The following is a 25,271-nucleotide window of genomic DNA, read 5'->3' on the forward strand; positions in this document are numbered from 1 at the left end:
GGTTTGGGGAATTTATAGAGTTCTTGAAAACAAATCAAGTGTTTTCATTTAATAAAATTTTACGCAGATGAAACTGCACAAAAGCATCCATAGAATCAGATCTTTTGGTATTGTCGTTATAATTTAGCGGTTTTATAATATAACCAGAAATACCCAGTTCTTCGGCCGTGGCTCTATCACTGCTTTCAGATGAAGTAGTCATGATAAATACCTTAAAATCTTTTAAATCGGGATCATTTCTTAGTATTTTCAAAAATTCAATTCCGTTCATTCTCGGCATATTTATGTCCAAAAAAATAACATCGGGTCTTAGAGGATTTTCGCCTTCTCTAAGCAGTTTCAAAGCTTCAATTCCGTTATAGGCCGTATGCAGCAGATATTGAATCTCCAGTTTTTTTAAAGAACGCTGTACGGATATGGTATCCAGTTCATCATCTTCAACTAATAAAATATTTGCTTGTCTCATATTTCTTTATTATTTCTCCAGGTAAAAGTAAACTCGGTTCCTTCTCCTGGTTTTGATTGTACATGTATGGTTTCTCCTTGATCATCAATGATTTTTTTGACAATTGCCAGACCTATTCCGGTACTTTCTACTTCATTTTTTTCTCGGAGTGTCTGGAAAATTTCAAAAATTTTATGATGGTATTCTTTGTCTATGCCTAAGCCATTATCTTTTATCGAAAATTCGTAGACATTTAGAAACTTTTCGCATTTAATTTGAATACTGGCATTTTCAGTTTTCGCATATTTTACCGCATTGCTTATTAGATTGGAGAAAACCTGCTCAAGTTTTATACGTTCTGTAAAAATCTGAGGCAGGTCAGTGAGTTCTAATTTAAATTTTCTCGGAACAATCGACTGAGTAATTTCGAGAACAAGCGTATTGGTATCTACAAGTTCTGAGGGAGTTTTGCGGCTGATGCGGGCGTAATCCAGAAGACCATTGATCAAGGCTTCCATACGCTGTGTCCTTTTCGGAATGATACTGAGATAATTTTTTAAAGCCGGAGAAAGTTCGTCTGATAAATCTTCTTCGATCCAGGTAATCACATTATAAATACCTCGAAGCGGTGCTTTTAAATCATGAGAAACTACGTATGCAAATTTTTTAAGCTCTTCATTTTTATTTTCAAGCTCGAGAATGTTTTTTTCGAGTCTGCGCGACATAACATTGAGAGAGAATGCAAGAGCGCTTAATTCGTCATTTTTATGATCTTCTACAATGGTAAATCGGCCTTTAGAAATGGTGTCTGCCACACGGACCATTGAGTTAATTCGGTTTGTGATAGTAAATACAATATAAGCCGTGCTGCAGATTCCGACAAAAATCGTTAAAGAAAGAAATATTAAAGAATACGTTCTTGTTCGGGTCAGAGAATCCAGAAGCATTTCGCTGTGATGGCGGCGTGTTTTGTATTCTATCTTGTCAAATCTTTTAAACTTTTGAGTTATCGAATCGTTGATGTTTTTACCAACATGTTTTTTAAGTTTATTTTCTAAAAGATTCTGATAATTCTCGGGACTTTCTTTTCGTGCTTTAATTAATTCTGTCGTATAATTCAGCCAGCTGGTGTGCAGCAATCCTATAGAATCTAGTATGGCGCGTTGTGTCACCTCATTTTCCGTAAGAAGATGCTGTTCTTTCAAAAACTGAGGAACTTTTTTGATACCATTGTGATAAACTTCCAAAAAAGTAGTGTCATTAGTTAACAGATAACCGCGAACGGCGCTCTGCATTTCAAGAATTGCCCGGTGTGTTTTGTTGGAGTTTCGTATAACAGCTTCGGATTTTGAAAGATATTGAGAATTATGCTGCACCTTAAGCGACAATCGGTAATTGGTGTACGAATCTGCCACAGAAAGCAGAATGATAAATATAAATGCGACGATTATTTGAGTAGATAACTTCATTGTCCAGACTAAGATTATTATATAACTTTATAATACAAACAGCAGGACAGTAACTGTCTGAAGAAACAGAATTGGAAATAAGGTTTTAATACGTCTGGATTCATTATGCAATGTAATGCGTTAAAATTTTCTTTAATTCATCAAAGTTGTTGGGTTTTGAAATGTAACCGCTGGCACCATAATTTTGAGCTTTAGTTTTGATTTCTTCAAATTGTGAAGTCGAAAAAATGATAACGGGTATATTTTTAACGAACTCCTGCTTTTTAATTTCCACCAAAAATTCAAATCCGGACATAAGCGGCATGTTCAGATCTAAAAAGATTACATCGGGAATTAGTTCTTTACTAATTAATTTTTCCAGAGCTTCAAGAGGATTTTGTATTCCTGTGTATACTGCGCTGGATATTTCGTGTACTGCGTCCATAAAGAATTCGCAGTCATCCATATCGTCATCAATCTGCAGTATATTTTTGTATATCATTTGCTTTTAAATTTAAATAGTTCCGTTAAGTTTTGAAAAAACGGCTTACAGTGCTGCTCTTTACAGTAACAGACACACAAATTTTTTAAGATTTAAAATCTGCAAGTGCTATAACAAAAAAGGTAACTTTTAAGTTTTAGTTTTATATTAAATACTGGCAAATAGACTTAGAGAATCTTCTCAAGCATGTTTTTTGGATGGTGAAATGTAATTCATAAAAAATAAAGACTTTTATATAATTGTAAAACGCTTTTATATAATTTACATGTCTGGTAAAATTTAAAGCTAAACGTTGCTAAATTGAAGTTTTAATTTTGAAGGCCGATTTCGATTTTCTGTACCAGAGTTTCTTTTTTTCTTCGATATTTCTTATTTTTAGAAAACTAAATACTAAAATAAATATCTATGATTTTAGTTGCTAAGCGATTATGGTCTTTTCTCTTCCTACTAACATTGTTGTTACAATCAGACTCAATAACGGCACAGCTTTTAGGTTCGTCAAAAACGACAGCAGAAGAACCCGCCAAAACTCCAGATGATTCTCTTGGAAGAAGAACGCCTCAAGGAACGGTCAACGGATTTATTAAAGCGATTGGGGATCAAAATTATCTGCGTGCCAGTCAATATTTTGTTTTAAGTAAGCGCTCGTACCGCAAAACAGCAGAAAGAATACGAATCGCCAAGACTTTTCAGCAGCTGCTGGATCAGGGCGGTAATTTTTCTCCGTCTTCGATTATCAGCAATAAAGAACTGGGACGTATTGATGATGATCTTTCTACAGGAATCGATTTGGTTGGAAGCATTTCTACCGACAAAACGGCTATACCGCTTTATCTCGAAAACCAGTCAGATGACAGCCAGCCTGCCGTATGGCTTTTTTCTGCAGAAACTATAGAAGCGATTATGTCGGCTGATATTAAAGGTGAAAAAACTTTTTTAGATCGGGTGCTGCCCAATGTTTTGATAGAAAAAAAACTGGGTAATGTACCTATAGGACATTGGGCAGTAGTAGTTATCATGACTGTTGTTTCTTATTTACTCTCCCGACTGCTTATTTTTATGTTTGTTTTTGTAATCCAGAAATTATGGAGAAAAGCAGCGAGTGAAAAAGGTACGGCGATAATAGAAGCTTTTACACTTCCTGTGCAAATGTATCTTACGGTGATTTTGTTTGTGGCTTTTACACAGCGTATGGGGATTTCTATAGTAGTGCGCCAGCGTTTTAGCATTATTATCATCACAATCGGAATTCTGGCTTTTCTGATACTGCTTTGGAGAATGACCGATTTTGTGACCATGTATACCCGAAGCAGAATGAATAGGCGAGGACGGATTTCTGCTATCTCTGCCATTTTGTTTTTAAGCCGTGCGACCAAAGTGGCGATTGTTTTTATAGGGATCATTGCTTTGCTCGGAATTATCGGAGTGGATGTTACTGCGGGACTTGCGGCACTCGGAATTGGAGGTATCGCCCTGGCATTGGGAGCACAGAAAACAATAGAAAACTTTGTTGGAAGTGTCAGCCTTATAGCCGATCAGCCTTTGAGAGTAGGAGATTATTGCCGTGTTGATGATATAAAAGGTACTGTAGAATCTATAGGAATGCGTTCTACTACTATCAGAACGTCTGCCCGAACAATAGTTACGATTCCTAACGGACAGTTGTCAGCCAGTAAAATAGAAAATTTTGCCCATCGCGACCGTTTCTTATTCAACCCGATATTTAATTTCAGAATGGAAACAACGCCCGATCAAATGCGTTATCTGCTTGTAGAACTGCGGTCTTTATTGTATGCGCATCCTGCGGTACTCAACTCACCGCCGATAGTTCGTTTTACAGGTATTACTGCTGATGCTTTTAAGGTTGAAATTACCGCTTATATTGAAGCCGTAAATGCTGATATCTCTCAAGAAGTACAAGAAGACATCCTATTACGGATGATTGATATTATAGAAAAAAGCGGTACTGCATTGGCGTATCCGTCACAAACGCTTCACGTATCTCGCGACACACCATTCTCTGCTGAAAAAGCAGAGGCAGTTGCTGAGACGGTTAAAAAATGGAAAGAAAATAACGAATTACAACTCCCTAAATTTGATCCTAAGCGGGTCGAAGAATTAAAAGGAACCCTAAAATATCCAGACGACGGAAGTTTTAAACCAGAAGAATTGTAAAAGAGGAGTCTATAAAAACAAAAAAAACTGATGAGGTAATCATCAGTTTTTTTGTTTTGTTAATCTACTTTATAACCGTCTTCAGAGAAAGTATCTACTTCGCGGTCATTTTCGTCATAATCTTCGGTTAGGTCATCATCAATATCGTTTGGGTCAAGATCTTCTTCCTCTTCCCAATCATTTTCATCATATTCCGAATTCAGGTAATCACTCATATAGAGATCTTCAAGATCACTAAGTTTAAGAGAAAAATAGTTTTTTACAGGCGCTGCATCTGTAATGTTGTTTGGTAGAAAATTACGATCACCTTTAAGCGGCTGTCCAGAATAGTGTGAATTTTTTGATAACATATATTTTTTTTTGAATTATTAGTAAAGTTTAAGTCATATAAAAGTAAATTTTTAGAAGAAAGAATATCTTACATAATTTTTATTATATGTTATTGAATTTTCATCTGAATTGAAATTTTTAACATTGGCAGACAGTGTTTTACGGCTTTATATAATTATATTTGGATATAAAATTAATCGTCCAACTTACAAATCTTTTGCAATGGAAAAAATTATACAATTAAAAGTGAGAAAAGATTTGGATCCGCACCAACAGCTCACTATAATCAAACTAAAAGGGAGCCTGATTTCAAAAGGCTACACAGAGATCATTCATATTCTTGATCAGGACGATGAATTTCATATCAATACTTTTGAGACTGATGCAGGGCAGCGAAATGAAGTACAGCAGTATATAACTGCTTTTATAAATGCCGAGAATCTTCTCGATACAATTTCCCTCAAATAGAAAATCTAAGATCTAAAAAAAACTGTTGAAGCCTTCAACGGTTTTTTTTTTGTTTTTTAAATTTGAAATTTAATTTTTTAGTTTTATCAAAATAAAAATAAAAAATCCGTTACTTTGTAGCGCAAATTTAACAAGCAGTTGAAAAGGTTATTCATCATAGTACTTTCCGTTTTAATCTTATCGCCATCTTTTGGCAGCTTGTTTGTTTATGCTTCATTCAAAATCAACCAAAAAGAAATTGCCCAAACGATTTGTGTACAGCGTAAATCTGTTTTCAATACTTGTAACGGTCGATGTGAACTTCAAAAAAGCATTAAAAAATATGCTGATAACGAAAGAAAAATGCAGGACAGCCTAAAAGATAAATTAGAAGTGGTCTACATTCAAAACAATACAGAAGTAAACTTTACTGCCATTCCTGTAATCGAATCAAAAGAGAAATCTTCTATTTTATTCGATAAAAAACCTATTGGGGCGTCTAATCTTACTTTTCATCCGCCGCTCTATTTCGTATAGATCAAATTTCAGTTCAAAAATTTAAATTCCATTTTTTTAAATTGGCAGCCTTGCTGGCTCTATCTCTCGGATCCAAATTCCAATTGGAAGAATTTGTGGTATTCTGGCATTTAAAGCTTTTTTAAACAGTGCTTGGACCCATTCTTTAAACTGATTTTCTGATCTTTTTTCTTTTCCCATATTCTTGGTTAATTCATGGTATTTTCTTGTTTTGGTTTTAAATCAAATTAAGAAACCGCCTCATTCAAACCGTTTTTAACTATTCCTTTTAAATGAGATTTTTTAATTTTTTAGCAGCAGCTTTCGCTTTTGCAGCCGTTTCCTGCACACTTGACAAAACCGATTACGAAGCCGAAATTGGCTTAGAAGTACCTGAATCCTATGAGTTTAAAGAAGCTGTTTCTTTAAATACGGGAAACTTTAAAATAAGCATAGATGCCTTAAACGGAACTTTTTATAAAGGCTATAATGAACTTCATCTCAGAATTCTCAATACACAAACCAATCAAAACATTACGGATTCGGAGGTTACTTTTTTACCTGTTATGACCAATTCTGATGAAAGTAAAACTTCTTGTCCGCACCAATATGCCATGAAGTTTGATGCTGCAGGCAAATACTTTTCGGGCTATTCTGTTTTTACGAGCGAAAGTGTGGCTGGGTCGAGCTGGAAACTGTATCTAAGTTTTACCGCTGATAACCAAAAATATGAAATCACCAAAGACATTTCTGTAGCAAAGCAGGACAATAAAAATCTAAACATGACTGCATTTACAGGAAAAGACGGTGAGCAATATTATATCGCACTCGTGGCACCGCAAAAACCAAAAGTGGCCGAAAATGCTTTGACTGCCGGAATTTATAAATACAATAAACCGACTACGACAGCAGGAACCTTTCCAGATCCGTCACAGTTTTCATATTCAGAAGTAACGGGTTATACCTTAAAACTCGATCCGAGAATGCCAGAACCTTCTATGGGAAACCATTCTTCGCCTAATAATAAAGATTTGACACAGCAAAACGACGGTTTATACCACGGTGTAGTCAATTATACCATGACCGGAAACTGGACGCTGAATATGATATTGACGAACCAAAACGGTTTGATCGTAAAAGGAACAGTGGTTCCGACAGATTTTACGCCTGGAATTGAAGGGGTAAAAAGTGAACTTTATATTGATACTTTATTTTAATCGCATGAAATATATAATACTGTTACTTTTTTTAGCAATGTCTGCTAATGCTCAAAACAATCATGCACACCACGATAGTATCAAGAATCTGGAAGAAGTGCGGGTGAAAAATGCGGCGAAGAAAAAAATTGAAACCGACATGAAAATGGCAGTTTCAGTTGACGAGTTTTTGTCATCTGCAGCAAACATCAGTTTTATAAAAAGGGGTGCCTATGCCTGGGAACCTTTACTAAACAATATGACAACCGAACGCTCAACGGTTACAATTGACGGGATGCATATTTTTGGTGCTTGTACGGATAAAATGGATCCGATAACGTCTTATGTTGAAAGTAATAATCTGGCTTCTATTGATATAAAATCGGGACAGGAAGGAAGTCTGCATGGCGCTACAATTGCCGGAAGTATTGATTTGAAACGAAGAAGCACGCCTTTTAGCACCGAAAGAAAATGGAACGGCGGCTATCAGACAGGTTTTGAGTTTAATAACAAGCAGTTTTTTAATCTGGGAAATGTCTCTTACTCCAGCAATAAATTTGTTGCCGACGCCAGTATTTCATACCGAACGGCCGATAATTATCATGACGGAAATAACGATGAGGTAAAACATTCGCAATACAATAAATTTAACACGGCGCTTGGACTTGCTTACAAGACCAGTGAGTTGTCATCTGTACGTTTTGATGCTATTTTTGATCAGGCCAAAGACGTTGGTTTTCCAGCTCTTCCAATGGATTTATGGCTTTCGCGTGCTTTAATTACCTCGGCTTCCTATAAACAATTATTTCAAGAAAGTTGGTTTAAAGCGGTAGATACCAAAGTATATTATAATGCTATTGAACATTATATGGATGATACGACACGTCCTGAAAATCTGGTTCATATGGATATGCCGGGATGGAGCACAACGTACGGCTTGATCTCGAAAGCAAATTTGCAAAAGAACACTTATTCGTCAGAAATTCAGTTGAATGCGTATGATAATCTGTCGATTGCAGAAATGAGAATGTATCCGCAGGATCGCAGTAAAAGAACCATGTTTGCGTACAGCTGGCCTTGGGTGACGACTCGTTTTGCAGGACTTTCTATGAATAATTTCTGGGATATTTCTGAGAAAAGCCAAGTCAATTTGGGCGGATCGCTGGGCGTAAACTATAATTATTCAAAATTTGTAGAATTCAATTGGATTTTTCACCCGGGAGCGCCTCAGGAAAAAACAAGAATACTGCCGAGTCTGCATGCGGGTTATCAGCTGGAACTCGAGCATTTTAATTTTTCTGTCGGAACGGGTTATGGCGAAAGAGCGCCTTCTGTTTCTGAAGGTTACGGATATTATATCTACAATAGTTTTGACCGTTATGACTATATCGGGAATCCAGATTTAAAAAATGAAATTTCACAGGAACTGAATGCAAGTGCAGGTTTCAGGAACGAGCGATTGAATATTGTTGGAAAAGTAAATTATTTCTATATCCAGAATTACATTATCGGAAAAATTTTGAGCATGGGAAGCCCAATGAATTATCAATCGGTTGGGGTAAAAGGCTACACTTCTTTAGATCATGCGGCACTTTTTAATATGTCTCTAAATACTTCTTACAACATTCTGGAGCACCTGCATTGGAGCGGAACGCTTACGTATGCAAGAGGAACAGACGATAAAGGCGGAAATTTACCATTTATACGTCCGTTGAGTTATTTGACTTCGCTTCATTTTATGCATAAAAACTTCGGAATCCAGACTTCTGTAAACGGCGATTTTGAGCAGATTAATTACAGTCCCGAATATGGAGAAGACCAAACTCCGGCTTACACTATATGGAATCTTTCTGCCGATTACACTTTTAAAATCAATAAAGTAAGAAGTACCATTCAGGTGGGTGCCGAGAATTTATTGAATGAATATTACAGCACCTATGCAGATTGGGGAAATATTCCGAGAATGGGACGTAATATTTTTACCTCTTTAAAAGTAAATTTTTAAAAAAAAATGAGAAAAGTTTTTGGTATCACAATGACAATACTGTTTCTGCTGGTTTCTTTCCAGCAGGCACTAATTGTTGTGCACTTTAAACTGAATCAAAAAAATATAGAAAAAGAGTTCTGCGTCAACAAAGCAAAACCTAAAATGCAGTGTCATGGTCAATGTCATTTGAAGAAAGAGCTGGAGAAATCAGAGAAAAGCGATTTGGAATTAACTGGAATCGGTAAAAAAATCGATATCAACATGATTCAAATTTTTGATTTTTCTTTAGAAATTTCTAAAACCATTCATTATGCAAAAAAAATAGTTTATAAAGAATGGGGAAAATCTGCGCCATCTTTAGAAATTTTTGTACCGCCGCCTATTTTGTAATTTGTTAAAAATCAGTTTTATAGATAGAATAAAAAGATAATTATAAAATATATCAAAATGCAAAATTTTAAAAAATACTTTATAGCTGCAACTGCGGCCTTTGCTTTCGTTTCATGTTCTAACGATGATCAGAATGCTGTTTCAAACAATCTAACATTGGAGTTTAATAATACTTTCAAAAACACGACAATCGTTTTAGGAGACGCCGCTTCGGCTTCGGCTACAGCCAACACTTCGGCTGCAGGACAAGTACATCATTTTTCAGAATTAAAATATGTAATTAGTAATATTCGCCTTGTAAAAGAAGATGGGAGCGAAGTGCCGTACAATGTTAACGATTTAGACAAAGGCGCTGCTGTTATCGATCAGTCCAAAACGGCAAGTTTGAGTTATGTTTTAACGAATGTTCCGTCCGCATCTTACAAACTTATCAAATTTGGATTGGGAATCAAACCAGAACAAAATACGCTGGATCAAGTGCGGTTTCCTAAATTTTATGCGGCAGCTGGAGCCAATGATACTCAAATGATGTGGGAATGGGGAAGCGGTTACCGTTTTACAAAAGTCGAAGGTTTTTATGATACCGATAATAAAGCCATGTCTATACATACCGGAAGTACAGTTGAAGGAACTGCAGGAGCGTACACGCAAGGTGTAAACGCTTATAGAGATATTACTTTAAACCTTACAACAAATGCTGTCGTGGGAAGCAGTGCGCCAAAGATTAAAATTAAAGCCGATTTTGATAAAATGCTGAGCGGCAAAATAAACACGATTACATTGTCTACAGGAACTGGAATGAACGATAATGCGACTCCAAATGTTCATACTGCGGCACAAATGGTAAAATTTGTGGATAACCTTGGCGGAAACGGCACCAACGATATCAGCGGCATGTTTTCGGTTACTGCAGTAGAAAATTAGAAATAGATTTCTAAAAATATATTTAACACATAGATTTTTGTTGCTCTCTTAAAAGCTGAAAAAAGACAGCCGGTCTAGGTGAATTTCACCAAACAGAAATGCCTTTTTGGGCTTTGCATACCATGATTCTATGTGTTAAATATTTTCAGAGTTTTTAAAATAAATTCATTTAAAATGAAAAAAATAATTCCCCTATTATCTGTGGTTCTGTTACTTATTTCTTGTAGTAATACTGATGACGAGATGATTGCTATTGATAACCCTGAAATTGCCCTCAATATCCCAACAGGTTTTCCTGAGCCAAATGAATTTGTGCGTTTCAATAAACCAACAAAGTACGGCGTTGAATTGGGCGAAAAACTTTTTTCGGATAAAAGATTCAGTGCAGACAATACTATTTCCTGTTCCAGCTGTCATATTCAGGAAAATGCTTTTACAGACGGAAAGGCTCAGGGAATCGGCATTGAAGGAAGAATTGGGCTCCGAAATACGCCTTCGATTCAGAATTTGATGTTTATGAAGTTTTATAATTGGGACGGAAGCAAACTGCAATTAGAAAATCAGCCTTTAGTTCCTATAATTACGCATGAAGAAATGGATTCTTCTATTTTGGATGTTATTGGTAAAATTCAAAATGATGCGTCGTATGCCGATTTGTTTAAAAAAGCTTTTGGCGACGCAGCCATTACGCCCGAAAGAATTTATAAAAGTATTGCACAATTTGAATATAGTTTGGTTTCTGCCAACAGTAAGTATGATAAAGTAAAACGTAAAGAAGGCGAAAGTTTTACGGCAGGTGAAGCAAAGGGTTTCGAAATATTTCAGCAGAAATGCGCCAGCTGTCACAGCACAGAATTGTTTACCGATCAGAGTTTTAGGAATATTGGTTTTCCTTTAAACACCAATTCAAACGAAGCAGGACGAGCCAGAGTAACCGGCATTACTGCTGATTATATGAGTTTTCGTGTTCCAACTTTACGCAATATAGAATACACCGCACCGTACGGAAGTTTCGGCCAGTTTCCGACTTTAAAAGCTGTTTTGGATTATTTCGATAATGGTGTTTTGGAAGCTGAAAACCTGGATCCGATATTTAAGAATAACGGCAGCAGCATACCACTTACCGAAGAGGAAAAAAACAATTTAATCGCTTTTATGAAAACCTTAAGTGACACAGCATTTGTGAAACAATAAGCTTATTTAGTTGAGCTTTTGCGAACTTAAAATCAACATACAGAAGATAAAAAACCTTTGCGAACTTTGCGGTAAAAAAAAACAAGCTTTATAAAAATCAGCGGTCAAGCAAAGCCGAAGTTTCGCTGATTAAAGCCTGCATCAACGCCTCAGCGCTGTGATGTTTAAGAGAGTTATTGTTCTGACCCGACCAGAAACTAATCATATCGGTTCTGTTTTGTGCTAAGGCAGCCACTCTAAGCGGTGCAATCAATTTGGTTTGTAATGGAAAAGGCAGTACTTCTGTTTCAAAAGGAACGCTTTCAGAAATTTTGTTGCTGACCATTCTGCCCATTCTTCCGGTAAGTGATTTTGAAATGGTGGTATGATTTAAAGCACCAGAAAACAGAACTTCTTTGTGTATCGGATGTGCGCCCGATTCATCGGTTACCATAAAGGCAGTTCCTAACTGTACCGCATCGGCGCCTAAAGTCAAAGCGGCTGCAATACCTTTAGCATCGGTTATACCGCCTGCGGCAATGATTGGCGTTTTGATTTTAGCTTTTAATTGCTGCAATAGCGAAAACAATCCAGTAAAAGAATCTTGTGCTGGTCTTAAAAACGAAGGTCTGTGTCCGCCGGCTTCAAATCCTGCAGCGACAATGGCGTCTACTTGAGCGTCTTCAAGAGCTAAGGCTTCTTCTAAAGTTGTTGCGGCTCCAACGGTTTTAATGCCTAATTTTCGACTTTCTCTAAGAATTTCTGTAGACGGAATACCGAAAATAAAGCTAAAAACAGCAGGTTTAATTTCGAACAAAACTTCAACCTGTTTTTCAAATTTAGATGGAATAGCAGTCGATAAATCGGGTAAGGGAATCCCTAATTCGTCAAAAAAGGGTTTATAGATTTGTTTGATCTTTTCTATTTTTTCTAACGGATAATCGATAAGGGTTTTATCCACGTCGTTAACCCATAAATTGATATTGTAGGGTTTGTCGGTAACTTCTTTTATGGCTTTTCCGGCTTGCAGGATTTCTTCTGGAGTCAGTGTGTAGGCGCCATAGCTTCCTAGTCCGCCTGCGTTGCTGACAGAGGCCAATAAGGCGGGAGTTGAAAAACCACCGCCCATAGGGCCTTGCAGAATAGGGTATTGAATGTTTAGTAATTCTGTTATTTTAGTTGAATTCCACATCACTTATTTGTTTACATGTGTTAGCAGTTTGTTTACAATAAGCCATTTTCCATCGACAACGGCAAGGCTTAACTGATCGTAATAGTTATATTCAAATATCGGAACTTTAACTTTGGCAACAGCGGTATTATTGATGATTTCTAAAGATATAATTTCCATTTTGAATTTTTCTCCCAGTTCATTTGGACTTTTACGGTTTTTAACGCCTTCCAGATATTGGTCTACGGTTTTAAAATAAGGAAGTCCTTTAATGTCTCCAACGACTAACGCTTTTGGGTGAAAAGTCTTTTGTAATAAGGCAGTATCACCATTGTAAATTCCGTTGAAATAGTTCATGAGTACAGCAGTTATTAAGGCTGCACTTGTAGTGAAGTTTTCCATGATTTTTTATTTTAGATTCTTAATTTTTTAGAAATTGATTCTCATTTGTTGTGATTTCTTCTTTCAGTTTCCAGTCGAAACGAGAGGATTGTAAAAGAATGAATTAGGTGTTCTGAAAACGTCTGCCGCGAGAGGGATGGGAGCAAGCTGCCGAAGCAGCGCGTACAGCCCGACAGGATCTTGATAAGAGGGCGTATACGCATAAAGTAATTTTGCCCTCTTATCGGGATGCTGTCTCGCCCAAGTTTATATTAGAATTTTAGATTTTAGATTTTAGTCCCGAAGCCTCGGGATAGATTTTAGAATTTAGATTGTGGAGTTAGTTGCTTGGGCTTTGACTTCGCACTTTATGATTAAAAAATTAAATACTATGACCGGCAACGTGACCGCCATCTAAATTAATGATTTCTCCGGTAACAAAATTACTTTCGGCTAGATATAGTGCTAATTCGGCCACATCTTGGGTTTCTCCGATGCGGTTTAGTAAATGTAAACCAGCTAATGAATCGGCGTTGTTTACTCCGGTTTTTGCTTGAAGCGGACTTCTGATGATTCCGGGTGCAATGGCATTGACGCGGATATTGTTTTTTCCGAATTCTGCGGCCAATTGTCTGGTAAATGCATGAATACCTCCTTTACTTGAAATGGGAGCCGTCGCAGGGAAACCGTTTATGGCATGATCTACAAGCACGGTCCCGATGTTGATGATGTTTCCTTCGCCTTGTTGCAGCATTTGTTTTACAGCAGACTGACTTGTAAAGAAAGTGCCTTTTAAGTTGATGCTTAAAAATAGATCTAAGTCTTTTTCTTCGACATCAAGAAAGGATTTTGGTTCAAAAATACCAGCATTATTGATTAAAACATCCACGCTTCCAAAGCGCAGCACGGCGGTTTCGATTAATTTTTTACCTGTTTCGATCAGGCTGATATCCCCGGGAACAATGGCCACTTTATCAGGATTGTTTAATTCGTTGTAAGTATTGGCAAGGTTGGCAGCATTGGCCGAATTGATGACTAAATTGTATCCTTTTTCTAAGAATAATTGTGCAATTGTTTTTCCGATTCCGGTAGAAGCACCGGTTATGATTACTGTTTTCATTTCTATTTTTTTAGTGATGTAACTTTGTCAAAGTCTCAAACTTTGACAAAGTGTACTTCAGTTGCTTATTTTTTTTGAGCTGTGATTCCTTTTTCGCGAAGAACAGAAATTTGTTCGCCCGCAAAACCCCAGTCGTCTAATTCTATTTCCTGAATGACAACATGTGTGAGGCTGGGATCTTTGTCTAGTACGTCGGTAATAAGATTGGTTATTCCGGCAATGAGCTGTTGTTTTTGCTCTCTGGTAACGCCTTCGCGTGTAACCTCAATTTTTACGTATGGCATGACTTTTTGAATTATGAATTGTGTGAAATTTGATTAGGAAAGTCTTGCTGTAAGGTCTACGTCGAGTTCAAATTCGTTATAGATCAGCGTGTCTCCAAGATTGGTAAAGAAATTTCCAGAACGGAATTTCATATCGTATTTGGTACGATCGATGATGATTTTACCAGAAGCTTTTAATTCGTCGTTGTGGTTTTTTACTTCTAAGTTAAAACCAATTGGGTGCGTGATCGCTTTGATAGTCAGATTGCCTTCGACAAAATAAGTATCGTCAGCTTGTTTGACTGCTGCAGTAATGTCTAAAAAAGCGGTTTTAAATTTGTCTGTAGAGAAAAAATCGTCTGAAGCCAAATGTCCTGCAAATTGCTGGTTGGTTGCGGGATCTGTTACGTCTAGAATTTTGATAGATGTGGTGTCGATGACTACTTTTCCGCCGGTAAGAGCACCGTTTGTAAAAGAGAAGTTTCCGTCTTCGATATCAATTGTTCCGTTGTGTGAACCGGTTACTTTTTTTCCGGTCCAGTTTACGCTGCTTTGAGCATTTGCAATTTTAAATTTTTGAGTTTCCATATTGTTGTACTTTAAATTGTTATTAATTTATAGTACAAAGTAATGGCGGTATCGCAGATTGGTTACGTGATGTAGATCACATTCGTAAAAACACTATTTTGAAGCGTTGTACAATCGGCTTAAAGTTTCTCTGGAAACTCCGAGGTAGGCTGCTATTAAATGTTTTGGAATCATATTATAGAGAGCTGGATAAAGTTTCATGAGTTCTTCGTATCTCGTTTTGGTATCATTGTTCATAAACGAAAGCAGTCTTTTCTGTGCGGCTACATAACCGCGGTTGGTTCTCCATCTAAAGAAGTGTTCTGCCTGATGCAGTTCGCGGCAGATTTTTTCTCTGTCGTGGTTAGAAAGCGAAAGAATGGCTGCATCGGTAACGCAGTCTACATTTATGGTTGCTGTGGTATTGTTGTAAAGCGCGGCATAGTCTGACGACCACCAGGTGGGCATGGCAAACTGTAAGATGTACATTTTGATTTCGTCGTTTACATAAAAAGCTTTTAGACAGCCGTCTATTACAAAATATTCTTTATCAACTTCTTGGCCTTCGGTAATAATGCTTTGCCCTTTTTTGTATGTTTCGGGTTTAAAATGCGAAAAAAAATAATCAAATTCGTCGTCTGTAAACGATGCAATTTTTAATACATGTTCTTTTAAAAGGCTTTTGGCGTCCATTTTTTGGAGTTTAGTACCCGTAAAATTACTATTTAAGATAGTTACTTGAATGCTGTTTTTGAAATTTAATTAAGAAGCTCAATTAGAAGCTGTTAAAAATAAAAGTTAAAATATTTTTTATTTTAGACCGAACGGTCTTATATTTGCAATGTCAAAATGAGAACGTGATGAGTAAAGCAGAAAGAACCAGACAATTTATTATCGAAGCATCGGCTCCTATTATTAATAAAAAAGGAGTGGCGGGAACTTCGCTCAGTGATATTATGGAGGCTACAAAATTGGCCAAAGGTGGTATTTACGGCAATTTTGAAAGCAAGGAAGAGATTTGTGTTGAGGCTTTTTTGTACCTCAGATCTAATCTGGCTAAAAAATTGGATTTTGCAGCATCGCAGGGAAATTCGGCTCAAAGTAAATTCTTTAATGTATTGGATGTCTATAAAAATGACGAAAGTATGATGGAGGGATGCCCGATATTGAACTTTGGTACAGAGGCAGATGATACTAATCCTATTATGAAAGAGCATGTAAAAAAAGCGGCTTTTTCTGCTCAAAAAAGATTTTTTACGATACTGGATGATGGTGTTAAAAATAAAGAATTGTCATCAGACTTAAATCCCGATGTGTTGAGCATTAAGATTTTTGCAATGGTTGAGGGCGCTGTTTTATGCGGAAAATTGGTGGGTACTGAACAAATGATTATCGTTCTGGAAAGCATCAAAGAGGAATTTAAAAGATATGTCTTGTAAACATATTTTTTTTACTCATTTTTAGACCGATCGGTCTTTTTAATTTGAAAGTTAATAATTAAATATAAAAACAATGTCTAAAGTAATTTTTATAACAGGAGCCACAAAAGGATTTGGAAGAATCTGGGCAGAAGCATTTTTAAAACGCGGTGATAGAGTAGTGGCAACGGGTAGAAATACCAATGCACTTCTGGATCTTAAAGAGCAATACGGAGATTTGGTTCTAACAATTCAACTCGATGTTAACGACCGAAAAGCTTCTTTTGAAGCGGTAAATAAAGCAAAAGAGCATTTTGGAAGAATAGATGTTTTGATTAATAATGCTGGATACGGCTTGTTTGGCGCGGTTGAAGAAACCTCGGAAGAAGAAGCAAGAAACCAGATGGAAACGAACTTCTTTGGCGTGCTTTGGTTATCACAAGCCGTTTTACCGATTATGCGCGAGCAAAAAAGCGGCCATATTATTCAGGTTTCGAGTTTCTTAGGGCTGGTTACACTTCCGGTTTTAGGGCTTTACAATGCTTCTAAGTTTGCGGTTGAAGGTTTAAGCGAAACGCTGGCATCTGAGGTTAAAGATTTTGGAATCAATGTTTCGTTGGTAGAACCAAACGGTTATACTACAGATTGGTCGGGCGCATCGGCTTTTCAAACTCAAAGTATGGAAGTGTATGATGCTGTAAAAGCGGGTTTTAATGAAGCAACCTCGACTCCGGGAATTTTTGGCAATCCAGAAGCGACTGCGAATGTAATTCTTAAACTGGTCGATCATCCAAATCCGCCTTTAAGATTGCTTTTTGGATCCCTTGCTTATGCCGCAGTGACCGAAAAATACAAAGAGCGTCTGGCAGGTTTTGACGAATGGAAATCGGTTTCTATAGAGGCACACGGTGCATAATTTAGAAAAAAGAAATAATGAGGATTTTAAAAGAAAATCATCAGGGTTTCAGTACGATACTGGCCCTGGCTTTGATTCCGCTGTCGGGTTTTGCAACAGATATTTATCTGCCTTCGCTGCCTGATATGGCAAATGATCTGCATGTTTCGGCATCGGCGGTTCAATTGTCGCTGGTTTTATTTATGTTTAGTGTAGGGGTAAGCCAGTTTTTTATTGGCAGTATATTGGATAGTTTTGGCAGGTATAAGATCGGACTGGTTTCGCTTGGTTTATTTTCTTTAACCAGTTTTGTTATTGCAATAATCCCTAACATTTATGTGATTTATGCCATGAGAATCATTCAGGGAATTACCATTGCACTGATTGTTGTGGGGAAACGAGCGTATTTTGTAGATCTTTTTTCGGGAGAAAAACTTAAAGGTTATATTAGTTTATTTTCGATTATCTGGGCAACTGCTCCTATTATGGCTCCATTTTTAGGAGGTTATCTCCAGAATAGTTTTGGGTGGAAATCTAACTTTTATTTTCTGGGCGGTTTATCATTGGTTTTCCTGATTTTAGAACTAATTTACAGCGGCGAATCTTTAAAATATTACCAGCCTTTTAAACTTAAATCAATCACAGCAACCTACAAAGTCATGCTTAAAACAGCCGATTTTACATTGGGCTTAGTAATAATCGGAATTTGTTTTGGTATCGTGATTGTGTACAGTTTGTCAAGTCCGTTTATTATCGAGCGTGTTTTAGGCTATTCTGCTATTACTACGGGGTACAGTTCTTTATTGTCTGGTTTTTCATTAATGACGGGAGGAATAATCGCAAAATCTTTGATTAAGAAACCGTTGGCTCAAAAAGTCGGAACGGCATTCGGCATACAGATTATTTTGGTTTTGTTAATGATTTTTACCGCATCGTATACAAGCAGTCTCTACACGTTGATTGGCTTTATTATCGGAATTCATATTGCGGGTGGTTTTATTTTTAATATCGTTTACGGTTATTGTTTAACTCGTTTTACCAAAAATGCTGGAGTAGCGAGCGGACTCACCGGCGGCGTAATGTACATGATCAGCTCTGTTTTCAGTTACGGATTTACCAATTTGTTTGAAGTAAAAAGTCAGTTACTGCTTGGAGCTGCAGATCTTTCATTGCTTTTGATCGTCACTGTTTTATTTATGATTTTTAATAGTTACAGGGTAAAAAGTGTGGGGGTAGGAGTTAGGAGTTAGGAGTTAAGGGTTAGGAGTTAGGAGTTATGGGTTAGGAGTTAGGAGTTAGGAGTTAGGATTTAAGGGTTTTGGCTTATGGCTTATGGGTTATGGCTTATGGGTTATGGTTATGAGTTAGGGTTATTGGCTTATGACTTTAAGACTTATATCAGTTAATGCAAAGCTTTATTTAAATAAAAATACCCCAAAGAACAAGTATCGTTTTTTGGGGTATTTACTATACAGGTGCAGGTTTTAAACTGCAGTTGATTTAAAAATTAATTAATTTTTACCAAATGTGCTTCGATTGCTGCTCTGTCTGATTCGTATTGAGCAGGAAGTTTTAAGTTTTTACCTAATTCTTCTAAGCTTTCGTCTACCGTAAAACCAGGGTTTTCTGTTGCAATTTCAAATAAAACGCCGCCTGGTTCTCTAAAATAAAGGGAGTGGAAATAATTTCTGTCAATCTGTGGTGTAATAGACAATCCGTATTCTTCGATTTTTTCACGGAAGTGCATTAAAATTTCATCATTTGCAACTCTAAAAGCAACGTGATGTACAGAACCGTTGGCAACGTGTCCGCGTTTTTCATCAGCTAATTCAACCAAATCTACAATGGCAGCATTTTCTACAGCATCAGTAGCATAACGGTAACGGTTTACATCTTGATCGATTAATTTATAACCAAATATTTCAGTTAAAATCGCAGCGGTTGGCTTGATGTTGTTTAAGGTCAAAGTAATGTTATGAAAACCTTTTGTAGCTACAGCAGCTTTAACCTCTTCAGTCTCCCAAGATTTTCTGTTATCTTCTGTTTTAGACTCGATTAATTCTAATTTTAATCCGTCTGGGTCTAAGAAAGTCAGGTATTTTTCTCCGAATTTTTCAGCTGGTTTATTGTAAATAACATTGTATTTTTCAAAACGTTGCTGCCAAAAATCCAAGCTTCCTTTTGGAACAGAATATCCAATCTCTGTTGCCATTCCAGAACCTTTTCTTCCTTGCTGAATTCCTTCTCCCCAAGGGAAAAAAGTTAAGATTGTTCCTGCGCTTCCCACTTCGTCACCAAAGTAAAAATGGTAGGTTCCAGGATCGTCAAAATTGACTGTTTTTTTTATAAAACGAAGTCCTAATATGTTAGAATAAAAGTTGAAATTACGTTTAGCGTCACCTGCAATTGCAGTAATATGGTGTAAGCCTAAAATTTTATTTTCCATGGTATTGATGTATTAAATTGTTGTTTGATTTTTCTTTTACAAATTTACGCCCGTTATGGCCGCGGATCGATTAACCTAGATTAAGAAATAAAATGCCGGCTAAATTTGATTCTTTAAATAATAGCCAAATAGTGTTCCTTTTTGTTTAATGTGTTGTAATACAAGGATTTTGTTCTGTTTTGTTGTTTTCAATTATGCGATATATCGTAAATTTATGTCTGGTAACTGTTTTTATTTCGAAAATCGATAGTAGGTTTATAAGGGCTATTTCTTAAATTTACGCATGCAATACCACACCAATTAGAATTTATGAAAGAGCCAGCAGATCAAAATGCAATTTTACTCAACAGACTGCAGGAGCGAGAAAGAGAGCAATTTCTAATTTTATCGATTTGCAAATCACTGTCGGAAGTAACAAACAAGCAGGAATTTCATAATATAATTGGAGGTTTATTAAAAGAACAATTTTTGTTTGAAGATTTTATTTTCGCTTCCGCGGATGACAATCAAACCGATTACGAAATCTTCTATCAATTCTCGGATCAAAAAAATACAGAGGCCAAAACGCACCCTGTAAACGATGGTTTTTTTGATGTTTGTCTCAATGATGCCGATACCGTGGTTTTTGATTTAAAAAGAATTTCAGAAAGAAAAAATAAGCTTCCGGATTACCTTCAATCCGTACAGGATAAAAATTTTAAAAACGGAATCGGAATTGGTCTTCCTTATATAAAAGGATATCGAAATGTACTGTTTCTATTTTTTAAAAATACAGTTTCTTTCAGCAGAGAATCAAACCGAATTATTCGAGGTATAGCAATCCAGCTTTCTATAACGCTTCGCAATATTAAATGGTCTGAGGCGTACGAAAGTAATCTGAAAGAATTAAAACATTTGCAGTATAATTTAAGTAAAAGAAAACCGGAGACGAAACTGATAGGGACCGAAAGCTTTCTTGAAATTGTCGGCAGCAGCGAAGTCATGCAGAAGGTTTATGAATTGGTCGATCAAGTTGCACTCTCACAATCTACAGTTTTAATTTTGGGAGAAACGGGAACAGGAAAAGAGTTAATTGCAAATGCAATTCACAATTTATCTTTGGTTTCTAATAAAAGAATGGTAAAGGTAAATTGTGCTTCGATCCCAGAAAATCTGATTGAGAGCGAATTATTCGGGCATGAAAAAGGTGCTTTTACGGGCGCATCAGATCTAAGAATCGGTAAGTTTGAACAAGCCGAAGACGGCACTATTTTTCTAGACGAAATAGGGGAACTGCCTTTGGAACTGCAGGGGAAACTGCTGCGTGTGCTGCAGGAAAAAGAGATAGAAAGAATTGGCGGCAACAATGTCGTAAAAGTAAATGCAAGGGTAATTGCGGCAACAAACAAATCATTGGAAAAGGAAGTTGCAGAAGGACGTTTTAGAAGCGATTTGTTTTATAGACTGAATGTGTTTCCGATTGCGGTTCCAGCTTTGCGTGAGCGTCCAGAGGATATCGAAGTTCTGGGGAATTTTTTCTTAGAAAGACATTCGGAGAAAAATGGAAAAAAGATAAAAGGGTTCTCTAAAAAAGTCCTGAAAAGTATGTACGCACACCCTTGGCCTGGAAATGTCCGCGAACTTGAAAATATGGTAGAACGCAGTATTTTGTTTGCCAAAGACAACGTGATAAAAGAAATGACTTTTCCTGAAATTTTGGTAGGAGAATCTCTAAATACCGAAAATGATTTTTACACCAAAACGCTGCAGGAAGTAGAAAAGGAGCATATTTTGAAAACCTTAAAAAAATGCGGCGGCAGAATTTCCGGACCGCAGGGCGCCGCAGTTTTATTAGGTCTTCCGTCGACTACATTGGTTTCCAGAATGCAGAAATTGGGCATTAAGAGAAAGTATTTCTAATCCGTTCAGTCTGGAATCATTTTTATTTTTCCCGATGAAACAGCCCAATAAACCAGCAGCAGCATATTGATTGCCAAAGCCGCTGCAGGAAACTGAAACGAAATTCCGAATGCAATTAAATAAGTTGGGAATCCGTATAAATAGTTGTTCCTGATTTTTTTGATAGCAGTATTGGTGATTCCCGGACGCAGCAATTTTTGGTTATGACTGGCAATATACCACAACAGATTGTACGAAATGTTGATGAATACAAAGATTCCGGTATAAACGGCAACAGCGATGTTTGATGCCTCGCCGTCAAAAAAACGCGCTAATAATGCAGTAGGGTACGAAACTGAAGAAACCAGAAAGAGAATCAGTCCGTTGGCAAACATGATTCCGGTATTACGGCTGTAAATCTGTTTGAAAATCTTGTGATGATTGACCCACATTATAAAAATACTGAAAAAAGAAAGCGTAAAAGCCAAATACGTTGTCCATTCGCTTTTTAGAAAAGCTAATAATTGGCTGCTGGTTTTTACAATTCCAATTTCTGGTGCATGAAGGTCTAAGACCAAAAGTGTGATCGCAATTGCAAACACGCCGTCGCTGAATCCTTCTATTCGTCCCGTTTCTTTTTCCATTTTATAATTTTATAAATATTGACTTTCTTAATTTAGGTTCAATATTTTTTGTTTTGTGGCCTTTTCCAGTCGTGTCTTCGACCAATAATATCGAGCCTGTTTCAAAAGTTCTTTTTTCTCCCAATGATGTTTCGATTTCGACACCGCCGTCTAGTAAAACAATGTACTGCCGATCGGGTGCATTGTGAAAATCATAATCGTAAGAGGGTTTTACTTCTCTAAAAACAATTGATTTTACAGGTTCATCATCAGAGAGAAAACCGATATCGCCATTGTTTTTTAACGGAACTTCAAAGTCCTGAAAATAACTTTCTCCGTTTTCGCCGCTGTAGATTCTTGTTATCTGGATCATTATTTCTTTGAAAAAATCAGTTCGTTAGCCAAATCAATTTCGTCGTGGCTGATGGTATGCCCAATGTTATCATAAATTTTCTTGGTGACATTGGCTCCCAATTTTTTAAGAAGTGCTTCGGACTCATTTACTCTTTCTACCGGAACGTGAAAATCGGGATCGCTCGTTCCGATGAAAACAGGCGTATTTTCAAAGTTTCCGTGATAGTGTTCTTCGTATACTTTATCGCCGATAAGACCGCCTGTAAAAGCCACAACACCGCCGTATTTTGCCGCATTTCGGGCAGTAAATTCTAAAGCAAGACAAGCTCCCTGCGAAAATCCTAAGAAATAAATGTTTTCTTTTTCGATTCCGTTTTGCTGTACCGCTATTAAAACTTGATGTACGGCTTCTAGCGATTTTGAAAAAGAAGGTTCGTTTTCGTTAATAGGAACTAAAAACGAGTACGGATACCAGGTTCTGTTTTCTGCCTGCGGTGCTACTAAAGCAAAGTCTGCAACATCAAGATATTTAGCAATCGATAAAATATCATGAGCTCCTGCACCACGCCCATGAAGCATGATCAAAGCTTTTTTTGCCTCATTCAAGGGCACGCCGGCTGTTATAGTATCTAAATTCATAAGTCTTGTTTTTAAAATTATTTTTTCCAGATATCTTGATACTCGTCTGGATGTCTTGTAAATTGCGCGTGTACGTACGGACAAAGTGCTTTAACCATCATTTTGTTTTCGCGTACATAAGAAACCATTTCTTCTAATAATTTCTTGGCATAGCCTTTTCCTTCGGCTTCTGGTTCAACCCCTGTATGGTAAACAGTCAGCAGATCGTCTTTGATACTTACCGTCATTTCGCCTTGCTTTTTACCGTCAACGTAGAGATTAAAATTGCCGTGTTTTTTTTCGTCTAATTCTAGTTTTATTGCTTCCATAATTTTTTGATTTTTTAACCGCGAAGAGCGCAAAGGTTTATGCAAGGTTCGCGAAGTTTTTGTTTTTATGTGTTGGTTTTATAGTTACAAAGTTCGTTAAGCTTACGTTGAATTCAGCTTAATCTAGATTAATAAGATTTTTTTTTCTCATTTTAGTTTTATGCTATTTGCCACAAAGACACAAAGTTTTTTAAGCCTTGTTTGTCATTTGAATAAAGGAAAAATCGCACTCGTAAACACAAACTGTATCAAAACAAACCTTTGCGAACCTTGCGTAATTCCCTGCGTTCTTCGCGGTTAAAAACTTCAAAACAAATTAATTATATCCTTGTTTTATCCCTAACTTTTTCATTTTTGAATACAAAGTCTGTGCAGACATCTGCAATAGTTCTGCCGCACCGCCTGGACCCGAAACTTTACCGCTGCAATTTTGCAATGCTGTCAAAATATGTTCTTTTTCCATTTCTTCCATGGTTTTCATTTTACCCGAACTTTCTTGTACTGGACTCGAAACAGACTGTGGAAGATCAAATTTTTCAATTTCATTTGTTTTAGAAAGCAAAACATTTCGTTCTATCAAGTGTTCCAGTTCGCGAATATTTCCCGGCCAATCGTACTGCATCAATTGTTCTAAAGCTGCTTTACTAACGCTTGTGACATTTTTTTTGGCGCTTGCCGCGTATTTTTTCAGGAAATAGTTGGTCAGAACTTCCACATCTTCTTTGCGTTCTTTTAGAGTGGGCAATTGTATCGGAAAAACATTTAATCTATAATACAAATCAAGCCTGAAACGCCCTTCTGCAACTTCTTTTTCTAAAGATCTGTTGGTTGCCGCAACGACGCGAACATTAATTTTTATGGTTGAATTTCCGCCTAATCTCTGAATTTCTTTTTCTTGTAAAACACGTAACAATTTAACCTGAGAATCAAGAGGCAGTTCGCCAATTTCATCCAAAAAGATGGTGCCATTATCGGCTTGTTCAAACTTGCCGATTCGGAGCGAATTTGCGCCTGTAAAAGCACCTTTCTCGTGACCAAAAAGTTCAGATTCTACTAATGATTGCGGCAGTGCAGCACAGTTAACAATAACCATCGGATTTTTTTTATGAGCAGAAAGATCGTGTATCGAATGGGCAACGCGTTCTTTTCCGGTGCCGCTTTCGCCGAGAACCAAAACTGAAGTCTGTGCAGGAGCAACAATTTTTATTTTTTCAATTACCTCTTTTAATAATTCACTCGTGCCGATAATACCTTCAATTGCTTGATTTTCTGCTTCAAAAACAGGATGTGCGACTGCTTTATTTTCCTCATTAAATCTATATTTCGCAATGTCCAGCATTACAATAAGGTCACGTTCTCTAAAAGGTTTTACCATAAAACCATAAGGGTTCGTTGCCTTTACAGCTTCGAGAGTAGATTGATTGGTATTGGCAGAAATGTACAAAAACGGCAGCTGCATTTCGCGCAATTCCCAAGCCAGATCAATTCCGGTAAGATTTCCTTTTAAAATAATATCGAGCAAAACCCAATCGGGTCTTTTTTCTGAAATTAGTTTTCTGGCCTGTATCACAGAAGAAGCAATGCCTGTTATCTCGTAACCTGCTTTGAGCAGCATGATCTTTAAATCGTTTGCTACAATAAATTCGTCTTCAACAATTAGAATTTTCTCCTTCAT

The 25,271-nt window shown here is 36.9% G+C and carries 28 protein-coding genes; 12 read left to right on the forward strand and 16 right to left on the reverse strand.

Going from position 1 to position 25,271, the window contains the following annotated elements:
- Positions 1–34 precede the first annotated feature (34 nt).
- The 3 genes from C4F50_RS24730 to C4F50_RS24740 form a co-directional block, all read right to left on the reverse strand.
- Positions 35–466 carry a response regulator gene (locus C4F50_RS24730; protein ID WP_194141311.1) on the reverse strand — a complete coding sequence of 144 codons (432 nt, stop codon included), beginning with the start codon at positions 464–466 and terminating at the stop codon, positions 35–37.
- Positions 463–1,914 (reverse strand): sensor histidine kinase, encoded by a 1,452-nt coding sequence (locus tag C4F50_RS24735; protein ID WP_194141312.1) that lies wholly within the window; start codon positions 1,912–1,914, stop codon positions 463–465. Before C4F50_RS24735 ends, C4F50_RS24730 begins: the two co-directional genes overlap by 4 nt.
- A 103-nt stretch (positions 1,915–2,017) precedes the next feature.
- Complete coding sequence (locus C4F50_RS24740; protein WP_194141313.1) at positions 2,018–2,395, reverse strand: response regulator; 378 nt, start codon at positions 2,393–2,395, stop codon at positions 2,018–2,020.
- A gap of 405 nt (positions 2,396–2,800) precedes the next feature.
- Here C4F50_RS24740 and C4F50_RS24745 point away from each other — a divergent pair, with 405 nt between their 5' ends.
- A complete protein-coding gene (locus tag C4F50_RS24745) occupies positions 2,801–4,570 on the forward strand; it encodes a mechanosensitive ion channel family protein (RefSeq protein ID WP_194141314.1) in 1,770 nt (589 codons plus the stop codon).
- 59 nt (positions 4,571–4,629) lie between these two features.
- Here C4F50_RS24745 and C4F50_RS24750 read toward each other — a convergent pair whose 3' ends face one another.
- The gene (locus tag C4F50_RS24750) at positions 4,630–4,920 is read right to left on the reverse strand and encodes a hypothetical protein (protein ID WP_194141315.1); all 291 of its coding nucleotides are present in this window, start codon (positions 4,918–4,920) and stop codon (positions 4,630–4,632) included.
- A gap of 202 nt (positions 4,921–5,122) precedes the next feature.
- On the opposite strand from C4F50_RS24750, the gene C4F50_RS24755 reads away from it, so the two are divergent.
- From C4F50_RS24755 to C4F50_RS24790, 7 genes are all read left to right on the forward strand, one after another.
- Positions 5,123–5,368 carry a hypothetical protein gene (locus C4F50_RS24755; RefSeq protein WP_194141316.1) on the forward strand — a complete coding sequence of 82 codons (246 nt, stop codon included), beginning with the start codon at positions 5,123–5,125 and terminating at the stop codon, positions 5,366–5,368.
- A 138-nt stretch (positions 5,369–5,506) separates the two neighbouring features.
- Complete coding sequence (locus C4F50_RS24760; protein WP_194141317.1) at positions 5,507–5,884, forward strand: hypothetical protein; 378 nt, start codon at positions 5,507–5,509, stop codon at positions 5,882–5,884.
- A 272-nt stretch (positions 5,885–6,156) separates the two neighbouring features.
- Positions 6,157–7,080 carry a hypothetical protein gene (locus C4F50_RS24770; RefSeq protein WP_194141319.1) on the forward strand — a complete coding sequence of 308 codons (924 nt, stop codon included), beginning with the start codon at positions 6,157–6,159 and terminating at the stop codon, positions 7,078–7,080.
- Positions 7,081–7,084: 4 nt separating this feature from the next.
- Positions 7,085–9,064: a TonB-dependent receptor plug domain-containing protein gene (locus C4F50_RS24775; protein ID WP_194141320.1), complete on the forward strand. Its 1,980-nt coding sequence runs from the start codon at positions 7,085–7,087 to the stop codon at positions 9,062–9,064.
- 6 nt (positions 9,065–9,070) lie between these two features.
- Positions 9,071–9,436, forward strand: a complete 366-nt coding sequence (locus C4F50_RS24780; RefSeq protein WP_194141321.1) for a hypothetical protein — start codon at positions 9,071–9,073, stop codon at positions 9,434–9,436.
- A gap of 57 nt (positions 9,437–9,493) precedes the next feature.
- Complete coding sequence (locus C4F50_RS24785; protein ID WP_194141322.1) at positions 9,494–10,360, forward strand: MbnP family protein; 867 nt, start codon at positions 9,494–9,496, stop codon at positions 10,358–10,360.
- A gap of 174 nt (positions 10,361–10,534) precedes the next feature.
- Positions 10,535–11,554 carry a cytochrome-c peroxidase gene (locus C4F50_RS24790; protein WP_194141323.1) on the forward strand — a complete coding sequence of 340 codons (1,020 nt, stop codon included), beginning with the start codon at positions 10,535–10,537 and terminating at the stop codon, positions 11,552–11,554.
- A gap of 97 nt (positions 11,555–11,651) precedes the next feature.
- Here the strand turns inward: C4F50_RS24790 and C4F50_RS24795 are convergent, their stop codons facing one another.
- From C4F50_RS24795 to C4F50_RS24820, 6 genes are all read right to left on the reverse strand, one after another.
- Positions 11,652–12,725, reverse strand: a complete 1,074-nt coding sequence (locus C4F50_RS24795) for an NAD(P)H-dependent flavin oxidoreductase (RefSeq protein WP_194141324.1) — start codon at positions 12,723–12,725, stop codon at positions 11,652–11,654.
- Between the two features lie 3 nt (positions 12,726–12,728).
- Positions 12,729–13,106, reverse strand: coding sequence for a nuclear transport factor 2 family protein (locus C4F50_RS24800; RefSeq protein WP_194141325.1), 378 nt, complete (start codon positions 13,104–13,106; stop codon positions 12,729–12,731).
- A 361-nt stretch (positions 13,107–13,467) separates the two neighbouring features.
- Positions 13,468–14,205, reverse strand: a complete 738-nt coding sequence (locus C4F50_RS24805; protein WP_228012137.1) for an SDR family NAD(P)-dependent oxidoreductase — start codon at positions 14,203–14,205, stop codon at positions 13,468–13,470.
- A gap of 65 nt (positions 14,206–14,270) precedes the next feature.
- On the reverse strand, positions 14,271–14,489 hold the full coding sequence (locus C4F50_RS24810; protein WP_194141326.1) for a tautomerase family protein: 219 nt from the start codon (positions 14,487–14,489) through the stop codon (positions 14,271–14,273).
- A gap of 33 nt (positions 14,490–14,522) precedes the next feature.
- Positions 14,523–15,056, reverse strand: coding sequence for a YceI family protein (locus C4F50_RS24815; RefSeq protein ID WP_194141327.1), 534 nt, complete (start codon positions 15,054–15,056; stop codon positions 14,523–14,525).
- Between the two features lie 93 nt (positions 15,057–15,149).
- Entirely contained in the window at positions 15,150–15,728 is a 579-nt protein-coding gene (locus C4F50_RS24820; protein ID WP_194141328.1) for a Crp/Fnr family transcriptional regulator, read from the reverse strand.
- A gap of 167 nt (positions 15,729–15,895) precedes the next feature.
- Here C4F50_RS24820 and C4F50_RS24825 point away from each other — a divergent pair, with 167 nt between their 5' ends.
- From C4F50_RS24825 to C4F50_RS24835, 3 genes are all read left to right on the forward strand, one after another.
- Positions 15,896–16,474, forward strand: a complete 579-nt coding sequence (locus C4F50_RS24825; RefSeq protein ID WP_194141329.1) for a TetR/AcrR family transcriptional regulator — start codon at positions 15,896–15,898, stop codon at positions 16,472–16,474.
- Positions 16,475–16,547: 73 nt separating this feature from the next.
- Positions 16,548–17,369 carry an SDR family NAD(P)-dependent oxidoreductase gene (locus tag C4F50_RS24830; protein WP_194141330.1) on the forward strand — a complete coding sequence of 274 codons (822 nt, stop codon included), beginning with the start codon at positions 16,548–16,550 and terminating at the stop codon, positions 17,367–17,369.
- 17 nt (positions 17,370–17,386) lie between these two features.
- Positions 17,387–18,598: an MFS transporter gene (locus tag C4F50_RS24835; protein WP_194141331.1), complete on the forward strand. Its 1,212-nt coding sequence runs from the start codon at positions 17,387–17,389 to the stop codon at positions 18,596–18,598.
- A 257-nt stretch (positions 18,599–18,855) separates the two neighbouring features.
- Here the strand turns inward: C4F50_RS24835 and C4F50_RS24840 are convergent, their stop codons facing one another.
- Positions 18,856–19,794, reverse strand: coding sequence for a ring-cleaving dioxygenase (locus tag C4F50_RS24840; protein WP_194141332.1), 939 nt, complete (start codon positions 19,792–19,794; stop codon positions 18,856–18,858).
- A gap of 309 nt (positions 19,795–20,103) precedes the next feature.
- Between C4F50_RS24840 and C4F50_RS24845 the strand changes: the two genes are divergently transcribed.
- The gene (locus tag C4F50_RS24845) at positions 20,104–21,693 is read left to right on the forward strand and encodes a sigma-54 interaction domain-containing protein (RefSeq protein WP_194141333.1); all 1,590 of its coding nucleotides are present in this window, start codon (positions 20,104–20,106) and stop codon (positions 21,691–21,693) included.
- Between the two features lie 5 nt (positions 21,694–21,698).
- Here the strand turns inward: C4F50_RS24845 and C4F50_RS24850 are convergent, their stop codons facing one another.
- The 5 genes from C4F50_RS24850 to C4F50_RS24870 form a co-directional block, all read right to left on the reverse strand.
- Positions 21,699–22,316 (reverse strand): TMEM175 family protein, encoded by a 618-nt coding sequence (locus C4F50_RS24850; protein ID WP_194141334.1) that lies wholly within the window; start codon positions 22,314–22,316, stop codon positions 21,699–21,701.
- 1 nt (position 22,317) lies between these two features.
- On the reverse strand, positions 22,318–22,668 hold the full coding sequence (locus C4F50_RS24855; RefSeq protein WP_194141335.1) for a cupin domain-containing protein: 351 nt from the start codon (positions 22,666–22,668) through the stop codon (positions 22,318–22,320).
- Positions 22,668–23,288, reverse strand: a complete 621-nt coding sequence (locus C4F50_RS24860; RefSeq protein WP_194141336.1) for an alpha/beta hydrolase — start codon at positions 23,286–23,288, stop codon at positions 22,668–22,670. The genes C4F50_RS24855 and C4F50_RS24860 overlap by 1 nt, the downstream gene beginning before the upstream one ends.
- Positions 23,289–23,305: 17 nt before the next feature.
- A complete protein-coding gene (locus tag C4F50_RS24865; RefSeq protein WP_194141337.1) occupies positions 23,306–23,596 on the reverse strand; it encodes a GNAT family N-acetyltransferase in 291 nt (96 codons plus the stop codon).
- Positions 23,597–23,912: 316 nt separating this feature from the next.
- Positions 23,913–25,271, reverse strand: a complete 1,359-nt coding sequence (locus C4F50_RS24870; protein WP_194141338.1) for a sigma-54-dependent transcriptional regulator — start codon at positions 25,269–25,271, stop codon at positions 23,913–23,915.

Origin of the sequence: Flavobacterium hungaricum, assembly GCF_015182285.1 — a bacterium.
GTDB lineage: Bacteria > Bacteroidota > Bacteroidia > Flavobacteriales > Flavobacteriaceae > Flavobacterium > Flavobacterium hungaricum.

What these genes read in the sequence shown, in the direction of transcription:
- C4F50_RS24850 (WP_194141334.1), bottom strand. Translation starts at nt 22,316, where the DNA reads ATGGAAAAAGAAACGGGACGAATAGAAGGATTCAGCGACGGCGTGTTT.
- C4F50_RS24735 (WP_194141312.1), bottom strand. Translation starts at nt 1,914, where the DNA reads ATGAAGTTATCTACTCAAATAATCGTCGCATTTATATTTATCATTCTG.
- C4F50_RS24795 (WP_194141324.1), bottom strand. Translation starts at nt 12,725, where the DNA reads ATGTGGAATTCAACTAAAATAACAGAATTACTAAACATTCAATACCCT.
- C4F50_RS24780 (WP_194141321.1), top strand. Translation starts at nt 9,071, where the DNA reads ATGAGAAAAGTTTTTGGTATCACAATGACAATACTGTTTCTGCTGGTT.
- C4F50_RS24745 (WP_194141314.1), top strand. Translation starts at nt 2,801, where the DNA reads ATGATTTTAGTTGCTAAGCGATTATGGTCTTTTCTCTTCCTACTAACA.
- C4F50_RS24870 (WP_194141338.1), bottom strand. Translation starts at nt 25,271, where the DNA reads ATGAAGGAGAAAATTCTAATTGTTGAAGACGAATTTATTGTAGCAAAC.
- C4F50_RS24755 (WP_194141316.1), top strand. Translation starts at nt 5,123, where the DNA reads ATGGAAAAAATTATACAATTAAAAGTGAGAAAAGATTTGGATCCGCAC.
- C4F50_RS24855 (WP_194141335.1), bottom strand. Translation starts at nt 22,668, where the DNA reads ATGATCCAGATAACAAGAATCTACAGCGGCGAAAACGGAGAAAGTTAT.
- C4F50_RS24860 (WP_194141336.1), bottom strand. Translation starts at nt 23,288, where the DNA reads ATGAATTTAGATACTATAACAGCCGGCGTGCCCTTGAATGAGGCAAAA.
- C4F50_RS24815 (WP_194141327.1), bottom strand. Translation starts at nt 15,056, where the DNA reads ATGGAAACTCAAAAATTTAAAATTGCAAATGCTCAAAGCAGCGTAAAC.
- C4F50_RS24785 (WP_194141322.1), top strand. Translation starts at nt 9,494, where the DNA reads ATGCAAAATTTTAAAAAATACTTTATAGCTGCAACTGCGGCCTTTGCT.
- C4F50_RS24865 (WP_194141337.1), bottom strand. Translation starts at nt 23,596, where the DNA reads ATGGAAGCAATAAAACTAGAATTAGACGAAAAAAAACACGGCAATTTT.
- C4F50_RS24740 (WP_194141313.1), bottom strand. Translation starts at nt 2,395, where the DNA reads ATGATATACAAAAATATACTGCAGATTGATGACGATATGGATGACTGC.
- C4F50_RS24775 (WP_194141320.1), top strand. Translation starts at nt 7,085, where the DNA reads ATGAAATATATAATACTGTTACTTTTTTTAGCAATGTCTGCTAATGCT.
- C4F50_RS24750 (WP_194141315.1), bottom strand. Translation starts at nt 4,920, where the DNA reads ATGTTATCAAAAAATTCACACTATTCTGGACAGCCGCTTAAAGGTGAT.
- C4F50_RS24800 (WP_194141325.1), bottom strand. Translation starts at nt 13,106, where the DNA reads ATGGAAAACTTCACTACAAGTGCAGCCTTAATAACTGCTGTACTCATG.
- C4F50_RS24730 (WP_194141311.1), bottom strand. Translation starts at nt 466, where the DNA reads ATGAGACAAGCAAATATTTTATTAGTTGAAGATGATGAACTGGATACC.
- C4F50_RS24845 (WP_194141333.1), top strand. Translation starts at nt 20,104, where the DNA reads ATGAAAGAGCCAGCAGATCAAAATGCAATTTTACTCAACAGACTGCAG.
- C4F50_RS24835 (WP_194141331.1), top strand. Translation starts at nt 17,387, where the DNA reads ATGAGGATTTTAAAAGAAAATCATCAGGGTTTCAGTACGATACTGGCC.
- C4F50_RS24830 (WP_194141330.1), top strand. Translation starts at nt 16,548, where the DNA reads ATGTCTAAAGTAATTTTTATAACAGGAGCCACAAAAGGATTTGGAAGA.
- C4F50_RS24790 (WP_194141323.1), top strand. Translation starts at nt 10,535, where the DNA reads ATGAAAAAAATAATTCCCCTATTATCTGTGGTTCTGTTACTTATTTCT.
- C4F50_RS24805 (WP_228012137.1), bottom strand. Translation starts at nt 14,205, where the DNA reads ATGAAAACAGTAATCATAACCGGTGCTTCTACCGGAATCGGAAAAACA.
- C4F50_RS24840 (WP_194141332.1), bottom strand. Translation starts at nt 19,794, where the DNA reads ATGGAAAATAAAATTTTAGGCTTACACCATATTACTGCAATTGCAGGT.
- C4F50_RS24825 (WP_194141329.1), top strand. Translation starts at nt 15,896, where the DNA reads ATGAGTAAAGCAGAAAGAACCAGACAATTTATTATCGAAGCATCGGCT.
- C4F50_RS24770 (WP_194141319.1), top strand. Translation starts at nt 6,157, where the DNA reads ATGAGATTTTTTAATTTTTTAGCAGCAGCTTTCGCTTTTGCAGCCGTT.
- C4F50_RS24820 (WP_194141328.1), bottom strand. Translation starts at nt 15,728, where the DNA reads ATGGACGCCAAAAGCCTTTTAAAAGAACATGTATTAAAAATTGCATCG.
- C4F50_RS24810 (WP_194141326.1), bottom strand. Translation starts at nt 14,489, where the DNA reads ATGCCATACGTAAAAATTGAGGTTACACGCGAAGGCGTTACCAGAGAG.